Source organism: Anaerostipes butyraticus (genome assembly GCF_016586355.1).
GTDB classification, from domain to species: domain Bacteria; phylum Bacillota; class Clostridia; order Lachnospirales; family Lachnospiraceae; genus Anaerostipes; species Anaerostipes butyraticus.
The window spans coordinates 1-20,289 of the sequence record NZ_BLYI01000062.1 but is presented as its reverse complement, the minus strand read 5'-3'; the positions used below and the strand labels follow the sequence as shown (position 1 = coordinate 20,289).

Here is a 20,289-nt window from a genome sequence, read left to right as displayed (position 1 = left end):
AAAAAGTATTAAAAAAGGCAACAAATTCATTTTTTATAAGGAAAGACGATATCCGTATGAGAGAGGATTTAAACAAGATGTAAAACAATCTTATAACGTAAAGGAAAGATAATTGTGAAGTATATAAAAGAAATATTATATCGTTTTCGTGGAGAGTGTACTACTGAGAGATTGGTACAAATGGGAATGAAAGTAGGAAAGAATTTTAAAAGATTGCAGGGAGTTATTTTGGATCCATCGCATTGTTGGCTGATAGAGATAGGAAACAATGTTACGATAGCTCCTAGAGTTCATGTACTATGCCATGATGCCAGTACGAAACAATTTTTGAATTATACAAAGATTGGTCGTGTAACGATAGGAGACAATGTGTTTATAGGAGCTGAGAGTGTGATTCTTCCGGGTGTAACGATAGGAGATAATGTGATCATTGGTGCAAATAGTACGGTGACACATGATGTCCCTGATAATAGTGTTTATACTGGATCACCGGCAAGATTTCTTTGTACTCTGGATGATTATCTGGAAAAAGAACGCAGCCGCATGAAAGAGTCACCATGTTATGGAGAGGAATATACATTGAGGCAGAATGTTTCAATGGAAAAAAGGATCCAGCAAAAAAATGATTTAAAGGGAAAGATAGGGTATATTGATTAATGAAAGTAGAAGTTTCAATTGTTATACCGGCGTACAATATCGCTTCATATGTAGGGAAATGTTTAGAAAGCGTTCTCGCACAAACTTTAAAAGATATAGAAGTGATTGTCGTAGATGATGGTTCTACTGACGAAACAGTGGAAGTGATTAAGTTATATAAGAATAAGGACAAAAGGATTAAATTAATCCAAAAAGAGAATGGGGGAGTGACATCTGCCAGATTAGCGGGAATTCGTGTGGCAACGGGAGAGTATATTGGTTTTGTAGATGGAGATGATCAAATAGAGGCTGATATGTATGAGAGACTGTTAGCTAATGCTATAAAGTACCACGCAGATATTTCACATTGTGGCTATCAGATGGTCTTTCCCAAAAGGGTTGATTATTATTATAATACAGGACGCCTGATACAGCAAAACAATATAACAGGCCTGAAGGATTTGATATCAGGTGAGTTTGTTGAACCTGGACTATGGAATAAGGTTTTTCATAAAAAACTTTTTTATGAATTATTGAAAAAGGATTTGATGGATTTAAAAATTAAATATAATGAGGACCTATTAATGAATTATTTTCTTTTTAAAGAAAGTAACAATGCTATATACGAAGATTGGTGTCCATATCATTATATGATAAGAGGTAATTCTGCCACAGGAGCAGCATTGAGTGTACAAAAACTTATGGATCCTATTAAAGTGTTAATGTATATAGAATCTGAGAGCGTTTGTGAAAAAGAATTGCAGGATATAGTATTAAAAAGATTAGCGTATCAATTAGTAAATATATCTTCTATGAATATGAAGCACAAAAAAGAGTTTCTTATTATTCAGCAAGAGGTTCGAGAAATGCTTAAAAATAGGATGCCGCAAATTTTACGGAATGCTGTTTGTAGTAAAAAGGATAAATTAGCCGCATTGTGGGTCTCAATTTGGCCATGGAGTTATGGCTTTATACATAGGATATATGCACATATAACGGGTATAGATAAAAAATATTTAGTGGAATAAAATTTTAAAAATTTGAGAAATATGGAAAGGGACAGATTATGAGAATCACGGTTTTTACTCCAACTTATAATCGGGAATATATACTGGGAAAACTATATGAATCTCTCAAGAGACAGACATTTACTGATTTTGAATGGCTTATTATTGATGACGGTTCAGAGGATGATACTAAAAAGCTAGTTGAAAAATGGAGTAAAGAAAAAAAAGAATTTTCTATTCGATATTATTATTTTGAAAACAGTGGAAAGCAGAGAGAAATTAACAGGGCTTTGGATTTAGCAAGGGGAGAATTATTTTTCACAGTGGATTCAGATGATATTTTAACGAATGATGCTTTGGAGAAGATTGATCGCTGGGAAAAGGCACTTCCAAAGGATAAGAAATTTTGTGGATTAGCAGGCAGTGATGGAGATATGACAGGAAAAGCTACAAATCCGTTATTCAAAGGGGAGTATATAGATGCAACATTTCTGAATAGATATGCAGAAACGGGATTATTTATTGGACATGATCGACCTTGGGTACTTTATACAGAAGTACATAAGAAATATAAATATCCTGAATTTGAAGGGGAATCCTTCATTACGGAAGCAGTTGCCTGGAATAGGATGGCGCAGGATGGATATCAAATTCGCTGTTTTAATGATGTGATTTATATGCGTGAGCATCAAGAAGATGGGTTAACCAATTCAATACTTCGTACTCTTATTGAGAATCCGAGAGGATATGGACTTTGGTTAAATGAGATGATGCAGCAGCTTGACTATTCTTATATGAAACGATTAAAAGTATACTATTCATTTTATTCTGATTTGAGAGAAACTTATCAGTGGAGAGATATTGTAACTTTTATAAATGCATCAATATTAGAGATGTTTTTGATAAAAATATGTTTTGGATTAAAGCATAGGAGAAAGTAATGAAAAAAATAGTATTGATAATTCCGTATTTTGGTAAATTTCCGAATTATTTTCAGTTGTTTTTAAATTCATGCGGGCAAAACGAAACCATAGATTGGATTATTTTTACTGATATTGATGATGAGTTTCAATATCCGGGAAATGTCAGACGTGTCTTGATAAGTTTTTCGGAGTTACGAAAAAAGATTCAAAAAAAATTTGATTTTGCAATTAACTTGGAAAAACCGTATAAATTGTGTGATTATAAACCTGCATATGGATATATTTTCGAAGAATTTATTAAAGGATATGACTTTTGGGGATATTGCGATATAGATTTGCTATTTGGAGATTTAAGAAAGTTTTTGCCAGATGACTTACTGGAGAGTTACGATAAAATAGGTTATTTAGGTCATTTATCTATTTGTAGAAATAATAAAGAAATGAGAGAAGCTTTTAGAAAAAGCTATCAAGGACTTGTTAGATATAAAGAGGTATTTTCTACAGACGCTATTTGTATTTTTGATGAATGGGGATATCCGAGCATCCATCATATATTACTTTCAAATGGCTTTAAAATAAAACTTTGGGATAAATTTCTTGATATTTATCCGTATGATGATCAATTAAAACAGGTGACTCAAAAAATAACTGCTACTAAACCTGAGAAGAGAAAGGAAATTATTTCCAAACAGCCGGTGATTGCCATGATTAAAAGTGGACATGTTTATTCTGTTAAAAAAATCAGAGGGCAATTGAAAAAAGAAGAAGTAGCATATGTACATTTCCAAAAACGTGATATGAATATGAGTATGCTGAATAATGAGGACGAATTTGTATGTCTTCCAGATTGTTTTATTTCATTAAGTTCGAATCAAGCAGAACAGCAAATAAAGAAGGCATTACGTAAAAAGATTATAAATAAGAAACGTATCAAATGGGAATATGCGAATGCACGATATTGGTTGATTGAAAAAAGCGGACCGGTACGACATAAGTTTAGATCATTAGTATCTGGGAAATAAGGAGGTGTGGTTGATGGAACAAACACCGCTGATTAGTGTGATTGTACCAGTGTATAAAGTCGAAAAATATCTAGATAAATGTATACAAAGTATAGTGGAACAAACATATAGGAATCTGGAAATAATACTTGTTGAAGATGGATCACCAGATCGATGTTCGGAAATGTGTGATCAATGGGAGATAGAAGATTCCAGAATTACAGTAATTCATCAACATAATGGAGGTGGGGGAAAAGCGCGTAATCGCGCAATGGATTGTGCAAAAGGAGAATATATAGCTTTTGTGGATAGTGATGATTATATATCGCCTAATATGTTTGAAACCTTATATTCTTTTTTTTCCACAGATGTCGATATTGTGGAGTGTAATTATTGTATGGTTGAAAATGACTCTGAAAAATTCTCAGATCAAACGATAGATCCGAGAGCAAAAAGGTTTTCTGTTGAAGAAGCAATGCGTGAGAATATAGAGGGACATTGGTTCCAGCAGGTAATATGGAATAAATTATATAGACGAAATGTTATTGGAGATATCCGGTTCCCAGAAGGCAAATTAATTGATGATGAGTTTTGGACTTATAAGGTGATTGGAAATGCCAGAAACCTGGTTCATGTGGAAAAAGTTCTGTATGCGTATCGACAGCAGAGTCAGTCAGTGATGCATATATCTTTTTCACTTAAGCGTTTGCAAGGAATAGAAGCACATGAGGGAAAGCTTGAATATATTACTCATAATTTCCCAGAGTTGCGATTTGCAGAACATAAAAAATTATGGTTTTCATGTTTGTATATGGGGCAGATGGCACTTAAATATTTAGAAAAAAAGGAATGTATTGAGACTTTTAAAATCATTAGAAAAATTTTAGGGAATTATCCATTTTCAAAGTATGAATTACAGCAGATAAATTTTAAATATAAGATATGGTGGTATCTGACAAAATATTCAGTTGAAAAAACTTGTATGATTCGAAATCTCTTAAAAATTGGCATTTAGAAGAATAGATTATAAAATATTAGAGTTAAATTGGAGGAAATAACAGTGATTAATTTATATGGACATGCTGGAAGTAAAAATCATGGATGTGAAGCGTTAGCGCGTAGTACGGCTGCAATGTTTTCTAATAAAATAAAGCTGTTTTCGTATTCAGTAGAACAAGATAATATGTATGGGCTTAATGAGTTTTTCTCGATAGAAACAAATATTGATGCACCTGCATGCAAACCGTCATTACGATACTATTTAGCTGGAGTGGAATTTAAGACAAAAGGAACGAGAAAATTGGAATCCCTATTTCGTTTTCAAGATTTATTGTCTAAAGCAAAGAAAGGAGATATTTATCTTTCTATAGGAGGAGATAATTATTGTTATGAAGGGGTCGAAACACTTATTGGGCAGAATTATTGGCTGCATAAAAAAGGAGCTAAAACTGTTTTATGGGGCTGTTCTGTTGAGCCAGAGTTAGTTAATCAACCAGAGCTTGCTGAGGATTTTGCGCGATATGATTTGATTACAGCCAGGGAATCGATTTCATTTGAAGCATTGAAAAAAGTGAATAAAAATACGATTTTAGTATCTGATCCGGCATTTACCTTGCCAAGACAGGATTTAGAACTTCCAAAGAGGTGGAACGAAGGAAATATGATCGGAATCAATGTTAGCCCATTGATTATGAAAAGTGCAGAAGATGGAAATTTGATAATAGAGACATATGCTACATTGATGCAATATATATTAGATTATACATCATATGGAATTGCGTTAATTCCGCATGTTGTATGGGAAAACAATAATGATTTGGAACCATTAAAATTACTTTATAACAGGTTTAAAGATTCAAACCGGATTGTACTAATTCGAGACTGTAATTGCATGGAATTGAAAGGATATATTGCTCGGTGTCGATTCTTTATAGGTGCAAGAACGCATGCTACAATAGCGGCTTATTCCAATTGCGTTCCGACATTGGTTCTTGGATATTCGGTAAAGTCACGGGGAATCGCAAGAGATTTGTTTGGAGAAGAAAAGAATTATGTATTGCCGGTACAGGGGATTAAAGATAAAGATGAACTGAAGGAAGCGTTTCAATGGCTAGAAAATCATGAAGATGAAATACGCATTCATCTTCAAAAAATCATGCCAGATTATATCAATAGAGCGTATTTAGCAAAAGATATGGTTGAAAAAATGATGTAAGAATTTTTTCGTAAGTGGAGGAAATGTTTTGAATAATTCAAGAAGCCAGCTTCGAATCGGAGTTATTTTATCATATATTAATTTAGGAATTAGTTTTATTATTCCTTTTGCATATACACCAGTAATGCTTCGAATGCTAGGACAGTCTGAATATGGATTATATTCTTTAGCAAACTCAGTTATTAATTATCTGACGTTATTGACCTTTGGATTTGGGAGCACGGTAATTCGATATCTGTCCAAATACAGAGCTGAAAATAATAAAGAAGGTGTACAAAAAACTTTCGGATTATTTTTGAGCTTATATAGTATAGCAGCATTGCTAGTTCTCGTAGTAGGCATAATAATATCTTTTAATGTTGAAGGTATCTTTCATAGAGGACTTACAGGATCTGAAATTAGTAAAATATATATATTGGTATTGATTATGACATTTAATACTGCATTATCTTTTCCATTGAGTGTTTTTTCTTCTGTAATTACGTCCTACGAGAGATATTTATATCGTAAAGTAATTGACATGTTTTCCACCGTTGCAGCACCTATATTTAATCTTATTGCGTTGTATTTAGGATTTGCATCTGTCGGAATGGCACTGACCTCTACAATTTTGCAATTTATTATGTTGCCATTGAATATGGGATACTGTTTTAAAGTTTTAAAAATTGTACCTAAATTTGGAAGAATCGCTCCTAGTCTCTTGCGGGAGATGTTAGGATTTTCATTCTATGCTTTTATTGGAACATTAGTTGACTTGTTGTTCTGGTCAACAGATAGAGTCATATTGGGAATGTTTGCTGGAAGTATATCGGTGGCTATATATAATGTGGGAGCATCATTTAACAGTATTGTAATGAACCTTTCTACATCTATTTCGGGAGTATTAACGCCTAAAATTACAGGAATGGTTGTTACAAATGCAGGGACAGATCAATTAACAGAATTATTTATTAGAGTTGGAAGATTACAGTATTTAATTATTGCATTAGTTATATCGGGATTTACTGTTTTTGGACAAAGTTTTATTTATTTTTGGGCGGGTGCAGAATATGCAGATTCCTATTGGATTGCCATATTAACGTTATTTCCTTTGTGTATTCCATTAATTCAAAATACTGGGTTAAGCATTGTTACTGCACAAAATAAACATAAATTTCGTTCGATTACTTATCTTGTCGTTGCAATATTAAATGTTATATCCACATATATCGTTGTTCCATTTATGGGTAATATAGGAGCAGCACTTTGTTCTGGCATATCATACATTTTGGGACATGGGGTTATTATGAATTTATATTATTATAGGGTAACAAGAATTAATATTCCATTGTTCTGGAAGAATATAGGGCTACTGTCTTTTATTCCGGGAGGAATGATGATTATTGGATTAATATTGAAACATTATTATTTAATTTCTAGTGTATCAGTGTTTTTAATTTCTGTAATTGTTTATGTGGGTATTTATGCGGTTCTTATGTATATTTTTTGCTTAAATGATTATGAAAAAAGCATTATCAAAGGACCATTGCAAAAGGTGATAGGAGTATTAAGAAAAAGGAAGTAAAATTATTTTTTTAATTAATTATACCAGGCATAAAATAAATAATGGGGGATGTATACGATGAAAAACAAAACGAAGACAATAGATATTGTTATTCCAGCATATAATGCAGAAAAAACGATTAGCAGAACATTAGATAGTTTATGTAAGCAATCATATACTGCGTTTAAAGTTATTGTTATTAATGATGCTTCTATAGATGATACAGTTCAAATAGTAAAATCTTATTTTGGCAAGCTTGATATATGCCTTATAGATTTAAAACAAAATAGAGGTGTATCGAATGCAAGAAATGTCGGTATAGAGAACTCTAATGGAGATTTTATTTTGTTTATTGACAGTGATGATTCTGTTGATGAGAAATATATTGAATATTTTATGGAAATTGATTCGAAGAAAGATTTTGTAATTATACAACATCGGCGAAATGATGAAATAAAGGATTCAAAAGGTAAAGTAGGAGAAACAACTGTTGCTGAATTTAAAGAGAAGTGCTGGGATTATTGGAGCAGATACCGTATTACGAATGTATGGGGAGTGAGATATTCTAGAAGAATTATTGAATCAAAAACAATTAGATTTGATACAAATTTAAAATGGGGTGAAGATACGAAATTTAACATACAGTATTTAGAAGAATGTAATACTATGGTAACCTTACCTTATGCAGAATATATATATTTTGATACTGCTAATTCGGTTTCGCATAAATATGAGAAGAGTCGCTATGAAAATGCATTGAATGTTGCAAAAACATTTGCTCAATTTGCCCCTGATAGTGAGCAACTTTGGATGATTAAGTATATTTATTGGGATATGTCGGTTCGCCATTGTATTAATCATTTAGAGGATAACCCAAGAAGACAATGGAAAAAAGAAGTTATGGAAGATATGAAAAGAGCAATAAGAGAGCCATTTTTTAGAGAATGTATCGCAGATGTTCTGAAAAAGGGAGCTTTAGATATGAAAATATATGCATTCTTTTTGAAAATAAAATGGATTCGTCCTTATATTTATATTGCTAAAAAAATGCATTGGTAGATTAAAGGAGTTTCAATATGTTTACAGTGCCATTTAACTGCACAGGCTGTCACGCCTGTGTTAACATCTGCCCTAAAAATTGCATATCGATGGAAGACAACGGAGAAGAGTTTTTGTATCCTCTTATTGATATGGATAAATGCATTGACTGTGGACAGTGTGAAAGTGTCTGTCCGGTTATTAATGAACCTGAATTAAGCAGGCAGACATTAGCATTTGCGATTAAGAGTAGAAATGATAGCGAAAGAAATAAGAGTACTTCCGGAGGTATTTTTCCAATCTTTGCAAAATACATTTTGAATCAAGGCGGCATTGTATTAGGTGCAGCGTATGATGAAAATTTTGTGGTGTATCATACTTTTGTAGAAAATAAAGAGCAACTGTGTTTACTCCAGGGTGCTAAATATTCCCAGAGTAAATTAGATGATTTATTTTTAAAGATAAAGGAGATTCTTCAAACAGGAAGAAAGGTTCTTTTTTCGGGCACTCCATGTCAGTGCACAGGTTTGAAGAAATATTTAGGGAAAGAATACGATGATCTGGTAACGACAGATCTTATTTGTCATGGAGTGCCTTCGCCTAAGGTCTGGCAGGCATATATTGATTATCGTTCCCAAAAAGAAAATAGCGGACAGCGGCCGACTCAAATAAATATGAGATCCAAAGAAAGTGGATGGAGCAGATATGGATATTCCACAGAATTCGTTTATAGTCCGGATCATATAACAAGAACGAAAAACGGACAAGATTTATTTATGAAGGCTTTTATCGGAAACATTTGTCTCCGTAATTCCTGTAGTGATTGCAAAGCAAAAGGCGTAGAGAGGTGTACAGATTTTACACTCGGTGATTACTGGGGAATCTGGAACCAGCATCCTGAATTTGATGACAATAAAGGAACCAGCGTTGTTTTTGTACATACAGAGAAAGGACGACAGATTTTGAATGAGTTACAGGATCAGATAGATTCTCTGCAGGTTAGTCTTGAGGACGCTTACAAGGAAAACGTAAGCATGGTAAATTCATCAAAACCACATGAGGCAAGAGATGAATTCATAAAACAGGTAACAGCCGATGATTTTGAAGAACTGGTAAATCAGTACTTTCCGACGGTTGAAGTGAAAAAGCCAAGAGTGATGCAGAGACTGAAAGAGAAGATTAGAAGAATTCTTTTATTCAATATAGGAAGGTTAATTTAGGGATATTTAATAAAACATATTTCTGTAAAAAGAATTTTTCAAATAATCATCAATAAAGATTAAACAAGATAAAAAATATGTCTTTATTATACATAAAGATGTATTTTGTTATACAAAATATAATAAAAGAATTGGAGTGACTTTTGTGGCAAAAATAATTTGGAATGGACCAAGAGAAAGTGATAAAGAATATACTGGAGATTTTTTTTCAGGAGCAGTAACATTATATGGAGGGTCAAAAAGGGAAAATAAAGCTTTTTGTCTCACAAAGGACTATCGTATTAATCATAATCATATAACACAGGAACAAACAGAATTTATAGTTGAAAACGAATTAAAATTAATTGAAAAGGATCCTTCAATTAAATTTATGGCTTATAATCCTAATTTGATATATGGTTGTAATGATGATGTAGTAAAGCATACAGTATGTTTGAATGAAGAAAATATTATGCGTTTTTTAGATTCAAAAATTTCATTTCGAAAGTTTGCTAGAAAGTACGTACATACATTACATTCGGAAGAATTGCTGGGAAAAGAATGTAGAGTGGCGAAATTAAAAAGAATTTTTAATGGATATGATAAGTGGATTGTTCAATCAGATATTGCTTCGGGAGGGTATGAAACATTTTTGCTAGATGAGAAGAATGAACAAGGGATACTTAAAAACATAGATGATGAAAAAATATATTTGGTGTCACCATATTATGAAAAAAATATTCCCATCAATATTCATGCAATTATTTATGATCAGGATATTCTAATTACGCAAGGATCTATACAGATTATGGTACTAGACCAAGAAAGAATGCTTTATCGTGGAGCAGATTATATCGCTTACAGAGATATTGACAAAGAGATATTGAAACAATTTGTAGATGATACAGAAATATTATGCCAAAGAATTCAAGAGCTAGGCTATAGAGGAATTATAGGAATTGATGCAATAATTGTAGACAAAGTGGCATGGATTTTAGAAGTAAATAATCGTTTCCAGGCGTCAACGATACTAATTAATAAAGTTTTACAGGAAAAAAATATGCCTAGTCTTCATGAATTAAATTATGAGGCTTTTCAGAAACCAACTTCTGAGTTGATTGAAAAGGAAGAGCTTGCTAAGTTGAATATTAATTATAGTATTTATTCTTTCATACAAGATCATCAAAGATATCATGCAGCACATATTTCATCAATAAAAGACAATGAAAAAACAATAGTAGAATTAATAGATGACGGTTATACTCCATGGCAAGAAGCAGAAGAAGATGCATATTTATTTCGATTGATATTTTCGACTAATATAGTAAGTATAATCGGTGAAAAATTTGTTTGGCTTCATCCTAATATATTAGGACCAAGTGAGCAATGGCATACAGGAATTATTGAAAAAAAAGATTTTCGAAAAATTAAAATTTCTCTTTTGAATCAAGGTGTCATACTAGATAAGAAAGTGAAACAGTATCTTGCAAAACAAGGTGGAATGCGAGAAGGAGTTTATTTTTCTGTTGATCTAGTTATTGAAGAGAAATATATTGTTAATGCACCGTTGTCTGTAAAGTTTAGCCAATTATCACCATTTAAAATTATTTTGAATAAAAATAGTATGTATCTCACTTATTACGAAAAGGAAATATATAAAGTTAGGATTGAATTTGCAGATAAAATAGCAACGCAGTCAACTTCAAAAGGAATTCCTGTTAGTAGAATGTGTTTTTTAGCAACAGATCGGCTCAGATTGCAAAATTCTGATTTTTGCACATTTAAAGAACAGGGAGTACCTTGTAAGTTTTGTGACGCAGAATATAAGGATATAGAATTTAATGCAGAAGATGTGATGGAGGCAGGAGATATTTATTTGAATGAAAAAAATATTAGATTTCGTCATATTTTAATTGGAGGATTATCGAATTGTGTAGGGAAAGAAAAAGAAAATATTTGTAAAATTGCCAAACACGTAAAAGAAAAATCCAATATGCCGATTTATTTAATGGCTTTACCAAGCATAAATTTAGAAGATATTGAAGAATATGTTTCTGCCGGAATAACAGAGATAGGATTTAATATTGAAATTTTTGATAGAAGAATAGCAAAAAAATATATGCCAGGAAAGGGGAATATCCCATTGGAGAGATACCAAGCGGCATTAGAAAAAGCAGTTGAATTGTTAGGAAATAAGGGAGCAGTGAGAACTGCGTTTGTGTTGGGATTGGAGGATATGGATTCCCTATTAGAAGGAGTAGAGTATGTGTGTAAATTGGGTGTAGCTCCAATTTTTTCTGTATTTCGACCTATTCCTTTTACTGAATTAGAAGATGTAAATCCACCAGATAATGAGTGGATACTGGAAGCCTATGAGAGAGCCGAGGTAATATGCAGACAATATGGTTTGAAATTAGGACCAGAATGTGCAGCTTGTCAAAATAATACCGTAGCTTTCGATATGTTATGATAGCGGAGAGTTTTTATGAAAGAATTACTTTCAAAGTACAATCAATACAAAAGAAATGGTAAAAAATTAATTACATCAAATGATATTATAAGAAGCAGAGGAACATTGTTGCACGTATGTTTGAATAGTTCTGGATGCCGTTTTAGGAAAAATGGAAGTTGTACAATGTGTGACTATGGTGAAGGAAGCAAATTGTCAGAAAAAGAGATGGGAAAGGTATTGCAACATATGAGTAAGGCATCTGATGGTATGAATAGTATTTTGATAGGGGCCTTAGGGAGTGTATTAGATCCAGAAGAAGTACCACTAAAATGCTTAACTATGATATGTGAAACTTTAAACCAATTGCCAATAGAAACTATTATTTTTGAAACCCATTATACTTTTATTACGAATGAAATATGTCAATGGCTTTTTTCAATGTTACCAGAGAAAGATATTGTAATCGAAGTAGGGGTTGAATCCGCAGATGAATTTGTCCAAAAAAATTGCTTAAATAAAGAAATAAATCTTTATATATTGGAATCGAAAATAAAACTAGTGCATAACTGGGGGATGAGTTTGACTGCGAATGTTTTTTTAGGGGCGCCATTTTTGACGGTATCAGAGCAAGTAAAAGATACAAATAACACAATTCAATGGGCAGTAAGTCATGGGGTGGATTCAATTGTAATTTTTCCAGTAAATATTAGAAAACATACTATGCTATATGATTTATATATAGAAAAGAAGTTTGAACGACTTTCTCATTGGGCAGTTTTTGAGGTGTTAAAGAGTATACCACGATGGTACCTTAACAAAGTTTATTTAGCGTGGTATGGGGATTGGGTGGATTACGATGAGAAATATAATCAACAAGATAATTTGCCGCCATATGGATGCAGTATTTGTGAAAATAAGTGGATGGAATTTTATCAGATGTTTTTAATGAAATCAGATAATTTAGAACGGAAACAACTTTTGCAAAAATATGAAACAATTTTGAGTTCGAAGTGTGATTGTAAAAAAATATTTGAGGAAAATATGATTCAGTCAAAAAAAGATGGGGAAAAAATAGAGAAAATACAAAACTGGTTGAAAGAATATTTGTAAATTACAGTGGATAAGTAAGGGGAAAACTATGAAAGTAAAGATCAGAAAGTTAAAAGAAAAAATTTGGAAATGGATAAAAAATAATTTGTGCATAATTTTTATTGTTATTTTATTTCTGATATTAATAAAAAATTTTTATGAGTTAAATTACTATAGTAGTTATGAAAAGATATATGATGGTTTTATAGAGACTATAAAAGTTTCAGTTACTATATTAATTTCTATGTTGGGTTTTTCTGTATCAATCTATGTGTTTCTTAATAATACTTTTCAGAATAGAAGAAACAGTAATCAATTTGAGAGAGAAGTAATTGATTTATTTCAAAATAGGAAAAGAAATAAATTGATGATAAGTGTATTTTTTTCGGCAATAGCAATAACTGTTGAATGTATAATAATCATATTTCAATCATCTGTAAAAGCGTTTTTTTCAGCAATGAAAATTTCACTAAGTTTATCCGTTTATACTGCGATTACTGGAATTATTTTGATAACACTATATAATATATACAAGTTAGTGCATTTTACATATGGAATAATCAATTATGAAGAAGGATTGTCAAAACTTGCTAAGCAACAAATGGATGAATATGATAAGATAAGTTATTATCAGGAAATGACAAAAGGAGAGTTCCTTAATTTAGTAAATAACATAGAAGTTATTGTAGAAAGATTGATTGAAAATCATTCTCATGCTAAAATGAGTTCTACATATGATTCAGATTTAAAAAGAGCTATTTGTGATGGAATAACAGATTCAGGAGATATAACTACAAGAGAAATATTAGCGGAAGATTATAAGAAAATTATAAATTACAGAAATCTGCTTTTACAGAATAAATCTATTGCAGATAGTAGGAATGTTGCAATGGGGGATCAAATAAAAAGTATCATGAATCGACTTTTCCAAAATTATTTAAAAAGTGAGTTATTAACAGGAGTGAGCATTAGTAATTTTACTATTTGTAATGCTGATTTAGAAAAAACATCATTTAGTAATTCTTTACTTAAAAATATATATTTTGACGGAAAAACAAATTTGAAAAATACTGATTTTAGAGATTCTACTTTAAATGGAGTTCATTTTAAAGAAACTAATTGTGAGAATGCCAATTTTACAAATTGCAAGTTAATAGGGATATTGTTTGATACTAAAATGAAATTGCAACGTACTATTTTTACAAATGCTGATTTGAGTGGTATGGATAGAATTGGACCATGTGATAAAGAGGGAGCTTTGCTTAACTTTGATTATTCTAATTTTTCAAAGGCTAATCTGAGCCATTTAGATATTTATAATACAACTTTTGAATTTGCAGATTTTTCTGATGTACGTCTTGTAGATGCTAAAATAGGGGATTCAGCACAAAAAGAAAATAATATTATATTTTCTTATGCCAATATGGAGAAGGCAAATCTATTGAGAAGTATCATTAAAAGATGCAATTTTCAAAATGCGAATTTACAAGAAGCTACATTTACGTATTCAATTCTTGAAAAAGTAAGTTTTGAAGAAGCTAGGTTAAATAAAAGTAGTTTTTCGGAATGTAAAATAGAAAATTGCTATTTTGGGAAATCTTATTGTGCAAATCTTTCAATGAAAGGTGCAATTATAAGTGATTCTTCTTTTATATTTGCTATTATGATATCTGTGGATATGTCGAATGTACATTTAGAACAGATTTCTTTTTGTGATGCAGTATGCCGTGATACATTATGGATTAATGCTCGAATAGAGAATTCAAATTTTGAACGATGTGTTTTATCGAATGCTCGATTTGTAGGAGATGCAAAAAATAGAATTCGCATAAGTAATTGTAAATTTATAAACACAAATTTTAGTGATGTAGCAATTGCGAATGTAGAATTTTATAAGTGCGATTTTAAAGGGGCGGATTTTACAAATGCCCGGTTGATTAATGTTAAATTTATTGAATGTAAAAATTTGGATAATACAGTCACGCAAAAAATTTGGATGGAGGAAGTAGCATTTATAAAGTCTGAAAAACCTAAATATGGGAAACTAGAAGATTTAAATTGGAGACATTTTTCTGAGGAGTCCTATGGAAAAGAGGCAATATAAAGAATTAGATACGGTCTTTACGGAATCTGTCTTATCGGTTTTTACTTTATGGAGGAGAAATTTTGCCCTGTTTCTGAAAGTTACGGATGGTCTGAGAATTCACGCGTTTACAAAAAAATAACCTAGAATAGTCCATGTATTTATCGGTGCATAGTAGTGACCTATGCACTTCATGACAATACGAGTATTGCCATCCAGTTTCTTGATGAGTTTTTTTAGAGGGAGATTGAAGGGGCTTACAATGATCTTTTAATAGAATTGAAGATCACAGCAGTGCATTTTTAATTGGAAATATTGATTTCTACTGTGTTTATGTCCATAAAAACATCACTCCGGATTAAAAATTATAATTAGTCAATATCAGTTTTACTTATTATCTATTCTATTTACTGCGGTGTGACATGAGCGACATCTTGATGGCGGCTTAATCTGCATAAAACGAATGCTGTGAATGAGTTAGTTGATTATTTTGCGGGAGCGAAGTCTAGGGAGAAATTTGAGATACCGACCGCCTTCATCATTTTAACGGTTTAAGTAACAAGAGGGATAATTCCTTACCAGTGATAAGAGATATTAATCATAAATATATTGTAGTAGGAGATACTAATTATGAAAGTACAAGACGCAATTTATCAAAGGAAGAGTACCAGAAGATTTACAAAAAGTGAGATAGCGGGAAATATTATTGAAGAGATTATAGCGGCAGGAACTCAGGCACCATCACCTAAGAATGATCAACCATGGAAGTTTCTGGTAATAAAATCTATTGAGAAGAAAAAAAGAATAGCTGATATTTTGGAAAATCAGTTGAATAGAATTAAAAGTAAATATATAAGACAAGGAAACTACCGAGAAGACATTATAGGTGCATTTGAAACTGTGAGAATAATTAAAGAAGCGCCTACTCTTATTTTTGTTTATTTAGATTTTCAAAAATGTAAGGGCCATGATGATGGAGTCAGATGGGAATTAAACGCTAAAGATATAGAATGTACACATATTATGGCAATCGGTGCAGCGATACAAAATATGTTATTAATGGCTACGGAAAAGGAAGTTAACAGTCTTTGGATAGCAGATATTTTTTACGCATATAACGAATTGCAGGCGTATTTGGGAGAAGAGGGTTGTATGGTGGCAGCGATTGCGTTAGGATATGGAATGGACATTGGGAAAAAAGTATCTAGAAGAGGTTTAAAAGAAGTAATGAAATATATATGATAAAATTTAAAAGAGATAAATAGTCACTATAACATATAACCACAAGATAATAATGGATTTTAGTAATGTAATTGAATCAGAAAATTTATTCATATCATAAAAGTCAAGAGATGAGATTAAGTGAGAAAATCCATGATGAATAAAGAGATTGAGAATGCGATATTAAAGCAGGAAATATTGAACTTAGATAGTAAAAAGGCTAAAATTATGTTACAGCAATGTATAAAATTATGATTACCATATCTATATTTATGTTAGAAGTAAAAAATGCATGGTATTTTTTTATGAAAACATATATTATTCTTGTCGCATTTGAAAGACAGTTTTTGTCAATACGAGAAGAAAGTATTAGAATAGTTGCATATATTGTAGTTTTTTAGAAGAAGGAATCGGTTGGGAAAGTGATTATAAGGATATATTGAATGAAACGTGTGAAAAATTAGAATAAAAAGTTGTATATTTTAAAATAGTGGACATATTGTCAGGATACATTGCTGTTACCCAGTTAGGATTGTTTTGTAGTTAGAAAAGCATTGGGATGAGTATTTACAATAATAAAATTACGCTTCAAAATATAGGAGAGGCGCACTTCTTTGATGCAGTTTGCATATGTTCTGCAATCTTCTTATTTGTATTGGTTAAATTTTGGCGTAGATATGCATCGAAGACCATGAATATAAGAAATAAATATATTCCCAACTTAAATAAATACAAAAAAATAAGGAAATAAATAACTGTATTTAAATATTCCCAAAATGGAAGTATCGCCCCATTATCCAGATAATGAGGCGATTTCCCTTTTGCTATTCTTTTACTAATTTAGAAGGCGATTACTTCGTGGTGACTGTTTTTACAGAAGACCAGGAAGAATAGTAGTATGCATTTGATATCTTTTTATAGGTTCGAATTCGTACATAATATTTTTTCTTTGCCTTCAATTTTGTATAAGATGCAGATGTTGTAGAATTTTTTGTAATAGTCTTAGTTGCTGCAACAGAGAAGTGCTTATTCGCTGAATACTGAATCTGGTATCCTGTTGTTTGTGATGTCTGTTTGGTCCATTTTACTGTAAAGCCCTTTGATTTTGCTGTTAAGCTGGAAATATAGGTTGATTTTGGACGAATCGTAAATGTCTTTGACATGGAACCGCTGTAATATTTTCCTGTAAAGGTGACTTTTACAGTATATTTTCCAATATACTTTCTGCCGCTGGAATAGCTTACTTTATAATTGGAGGAACTGATGGTTTTCCCCTTAATGTCTTTTACCGTTACAGACGGTTTTTTCACTTTTCCATCATAAGTATAATTGGATGAAGACAAATTCATTGTTTTTGTAGCATAAATTGTACTTGTTCCATTAGTTAAACGCAAGAACATTTTTTTACAATTTTACCGTTGGATTTCGGTGTTGTTTTCGTAATTGTCTGCTTATAGGAATGTATGTGCGAAGTTGCACCCGACGTTCCGGAAAGCTTAAAAGAGTAGTTTCCAGTATAAGAAGAATACTGAGTGATAGCAAGATAATGAGTACCCTTTGTAAGGTCAATATTTTCATTTATTTTGTTTATTTCTGTGGAACTGTTCCAGTAGGAGTAACCAGTCCACAATTGATTTCCAGAGCTGTCATACAGATAGTAGCAAATGCATGCCATGTTTGAAGTCATGGAAAGGTTGATTCTTCTAGAAAATGACATTGTGAATTTGTAATGTTAATTGAAAAAATACTTGCAACGCAGATTGTTGCAGTTAGAATTACAAAGCATAAGAACCATGGAGTTACAGTTGTAACTTTATGGTTTATTTTTTATTATTTTTCCAATATAGTTATCTTTGTCTTGCCTTCAGAATGGAGAAAATCATGAGTAACAAATTATCTTATATACAATGACAGACTGGTAATCTAGGTGGATTTTCAGCAGGAAGATCAAAATTCGTTGCAGACTAATCAGAATATTAAAAGATAATGACTATATCCACCATTATACCTGTACTTGGATTGACATTCAGGCTATTTCAGATGGGGAATAGCAGTGCCAGTCAGACAGAGGAGAATGCCTGAATTATCAGGAAGGGTTCTGTGCAGATTATGGAAAGTCGCCATTTATCTGAAATGCTTGGACGTCGGCCCCGATGCCGTCTGCTGTATGATACCTAATATGCTCAGCAGTAGTATGAGCAGATACACTTTGAGACCCGTAAGGGAATCTCACTCATAGAGCAGGAGTTGGATTAAATCAATGATTAGACTATTGTTCATAAAAAATATCAGCAATTACCAGTCATTTATGAATGTTACAGAGGTGGATTGCCAGTATCAGAGCAATTTATTTTTATATTGACGCAGGATCCTTAGGGATCAGATGATGGTGATAATCTTATTTATCAATTGCGATTTGCTATTCATGTTCCTGAGAAGATGCAATACAGCGGAATCCATAACGGATATATTCCAGTAGTTGAGAAAATCTTTTGGAGTTAAGAGATTTTGGATGCTGTTCCAAGTTGTTTTTGTGGATTGATGAGATAAATTCAGAAATTTAGAAAAGCTCAAAATAGATATGGAGATTGCGGAAATCTAGTGCTGAGTATTCTATTGTAATCCGATGAATGAAAACCAGAAGAGTCACTGTGAATAGAACCATGAACTGATTGTTATATCATACCGAAAAGTATGTGAAAGATAGACATACGGAAGAAGAGATTAGGAAAATGATGAAATATATCAATCCACAACCATAAGAAAAATGGAATGGACAGGATTCAATCAATCATTTTATCAAGAATTATGACTATAAGACTGCGAATCTTTTAGTTTGGAGAAGATTCCGTCCGATTCTATAAACTTGACACCGGTACTATTGAAATAGTTCCAGAATAAAAAATAAAGAGAAGGTAGGATATATAAAAGAAAAGTAAAACACAAATAAGGTGCATTTACAATTTCATAAAGTATTCAACGCTGCAGTGAGGATTTCAAGTAATAAAGAATTCACTATATGGAATTTGAATGCAAATTGTAAAACAGTAAATCTTAAAAATTATTTTCATAATAAATAATTGCAATATATCTGCCCTAAAGAGATGTTTTACTTTTTTCGCTGTTAATTGACAAATAGTGAGCTAAATTGACAATTACAGTAGTGTAAATATAATATGATAAAAATATTGTATAATATGTACTGTGAATTGAAATTAGTCTTAAAATAATAATTTTTTTCCAAAAGATAAAGGGAGTTTAGTTAATATTTTAAGAAAAAGTGATTGTGGGGATGAAATATAAAATTTTAATAGTATCAAGATAAAAACTTATTATATAAGAGGTAAATATGGAAGCAATTGAAACTTATATCATAGAAATGGCAGGATTAAAAGGTGCCCTTTTTATTCTAGTTGCAATAATTGTATCTACAATTATTAAGCATAAATATATTGGTAAAAAAGGAAATGAAGAGGGAAAAGCTCGTGAAAAAAGAAAACCTCGTGAAGAAGAGAAAACTCATGTTGTAAACAAATATGAAGCGAATCAACAAAATTTTGACAGTTCTAGACACATTACTTTTAATAGTGGTTCTATGATTTTAAATATTGGACAAAATAATATGTCTATTATTAAAGCAATAGTTTTGATTATATTAGTTGTTTTTATGCTCTTATTTTTAGAAGGAGATATATTTAAAGACAAAAGTGAAGTGAGTGATGGAAAAAGAGAAGTGAAGTGCTATAATAAAGTTGTAACGAAAGTGGCTAATAAGATATACTAAAAACAATGAGAAAAGAGGTTCTTATCATGCCACAGAATTACACACAAGAGTTTAAAAAGAAGATTGTCCGTCTCCATTTGGAGGAAGGACGCACCTAC

At 31.7% G+C, this 20,289-nt stretch carries 15 protein-coding genes; 14 read left to right on the top strand and 1 reads right to left on the bottom strand.

Going from position 1 to position 20,289, the window contains the following annotated elements; all coding sequences use genetic code 11:
- The first annotated feature begins 114 nt into the window (after nt 1–114).
- From JMF81_RS13065 to JMF81_RS13005, 13 genes are all read left to right on the top strand, one after another.
- Nucleotides 115–657: an acyltransferase gene (locus JMF81_RS13065; RefSeq protein WP_243282663.1), complete on the top strand. Its 543-nt coding sequence runs from the start codon at nt 115–117 to the stop codon at nt 655–657.
- On the top strand, nt 657–1,664 hold the full coding sequence (locus tag JMF81_RS13060) for a glycosyltransferase family 2 protein (protein ID WP_201311877.1): 1,008 nt from the start codon (nt 657–659) through the stop codon (nt 1,662–1,664). Before JMF81_RS13065 ends, JMF81_RS13060 begins: the two co-directional genes overlap by 1 nt.
- Before the next feature lie 38 nt (nt 1,665–1,702).
- A complete protein-coding gene (locus tag JMF81_RS13055) occupies nt 1,703–2,584 on the top strand; it encodes a glycosyltransferase family 2 protein (protein WP_201311876.1) in 882 nt (293 codons plus the stop codon).
- On the top strand, nt 2,584–3,588 hold the full coding sequence (locus JMF81_RS13050; RefSeq protein ID WP_201311875.1) for a DUF6625 family protein: 1,005 nt from the start codon (nt 2,584–2,586) through the stop codon (nt 3,586–3,588). The genes JMF81_RS13055 and JMF81_RS13050 overlap by 1 nt, the downstream gene beginning before the upstream one ends.
- 13 nt (nt 3,589–3,601) lie before the next feature.
- Complete coding sequence (locus JMF81_RS13045) at nt 3,602–4,582, top strand: glycosyltransferase (RefSeq protein ID WP_201311874.1); 981 nt, start codon at nt 3,602–3,604, stop codon at nt 4,580–4,582.
- Nucleotides 4,583–4,627: 45 nt separating this feature from the next.
- Nucleotides 4,628–5,782 (top strand): polysaccharide pyruvyl transferase family protein, encoded by a 1,155-nt coding sequence (locus JMF81_RS13040; protein WP_243282661.1) that lies wholly within the window; start codon nt 4,628–4,630, stop codon nt 5,780–5,782.
- Nucleotides 5,783–5,810: 28 nt separating this feature from the next.
- Nucleotides 5,811–7,346: an oligosaccharide flippase family protein gene (locus JMF81_RS13035; RefSeq protein ID WP_201311873.1), complete on the top strand. Its 1,536-nt coding sequence runs from the start codon at nt 5,811–5,813 to the stop codon at nt 7,344–7,346.
- Between the two features lie 57 nt (nt 7,347–7,403).
- Nucleotides 7,404–8,384, top strand: a complete 981-nt coding sequence (locus JMF81_RS13030; RefSeq protein ID WP_201311872.1) for a glycosyltransferase family 2 protein — start codon at nt 7,404–7,406, stop codon at nt 8,382–8,384.
- A 17-nt stretch (nt 8,385–8,401) separates the two neighbouring features.
- Nucleotides 8,402–9,583, top strand: coding sequence for a Coenzyme F420 hydrogenase/dehydrogenase, beta subunit C-terminal domain (locus tag JMF81_RS13025; protein ID WP_201311871.1), 1,182 nt, complete (start codon nt 8,402–8,404; stop codon nt 9,581–9,583).
- Nucleotides 9,584–9,728: 145 nt separating this feature from the next.
- Nucleotides 9,729–12,032, top strand: coding sequence for a radical SAM protein (locus JMF81_RS13020; RefSeq protein ID WP_201311870.1), 2,304 nt, complete (start codon nt 9,729–9,731; stop codon nt 12,030–12,032).
- A gap of 15 nt (nt 12,033–12,047) precedes the next feature.
- Complete coding sequence (locus tag JMF81_RS13015) at nt 12,048–13,124, top strand: hypothetical protein (protein WP_201311869.1); 1,077 nt, start codon at nt 12,048–12,050, stop codon at nt 13,122–13,124.
- Between the two features lie 28 nt (nt 13,125–13,152).
- Nucleotides 13,153–15,207, top strand: coding sequence for a pentapeptide repeat-containing protein (locus tag JMF81_RS13010; protein WP_201311868.1), 2,055 nt, complete (start codon nt 13,153–13,155; stop codon nt 15,205–15,207).
- Nucleotides 15,208–15,816: 609 nt separating this feature from the next.
- Nucleotides 15,817–16,428, top strand: a complete 612-nt coding sequence (locus JMF81_RS13005) for a nitroreductase family protein (protein WP_201311867.1) — start codon at nt 15,817–15,819, stop codon at nt 16,426–16,428.
- Between the two features lie 830 nt (nt 16,429–17,258).
- On the opposite strand, the gene JMF81_RS13000 is transcribed toward JMF81_RS13005, so the two are convergent.
- On the bottom strand, nt 17,259–17,717 hold the full coding sequence (locus tag JMF81_RS13000; RefSeq protein ID WP_201311866.1) for a fibronectin type III domain-containing protein: 459 nt from the start codon (nt 17,715–17,717) through the stop codon (nt 17,259–17,261).
- Nucleotides 17,718–19,756: 2,039 nt separating this feature from the next.
- Between JMF81_RS13000 and JMF81_RS12995 the strand changes: the two genes are divergently transcribed.
- On the top strand, nt 19,757–20,191 hold the full coding sequence (locus JMF81_RS12995) for a hypothetical protein (protein ID WP_201311865.1): 435 nt from the start codon (nt 19,757–19,759) through the stop codon (nt 20,189–20,191).
- The last annotated feature ends 98 nt before the right edge of the window (nt 20,192–20,289 follow it).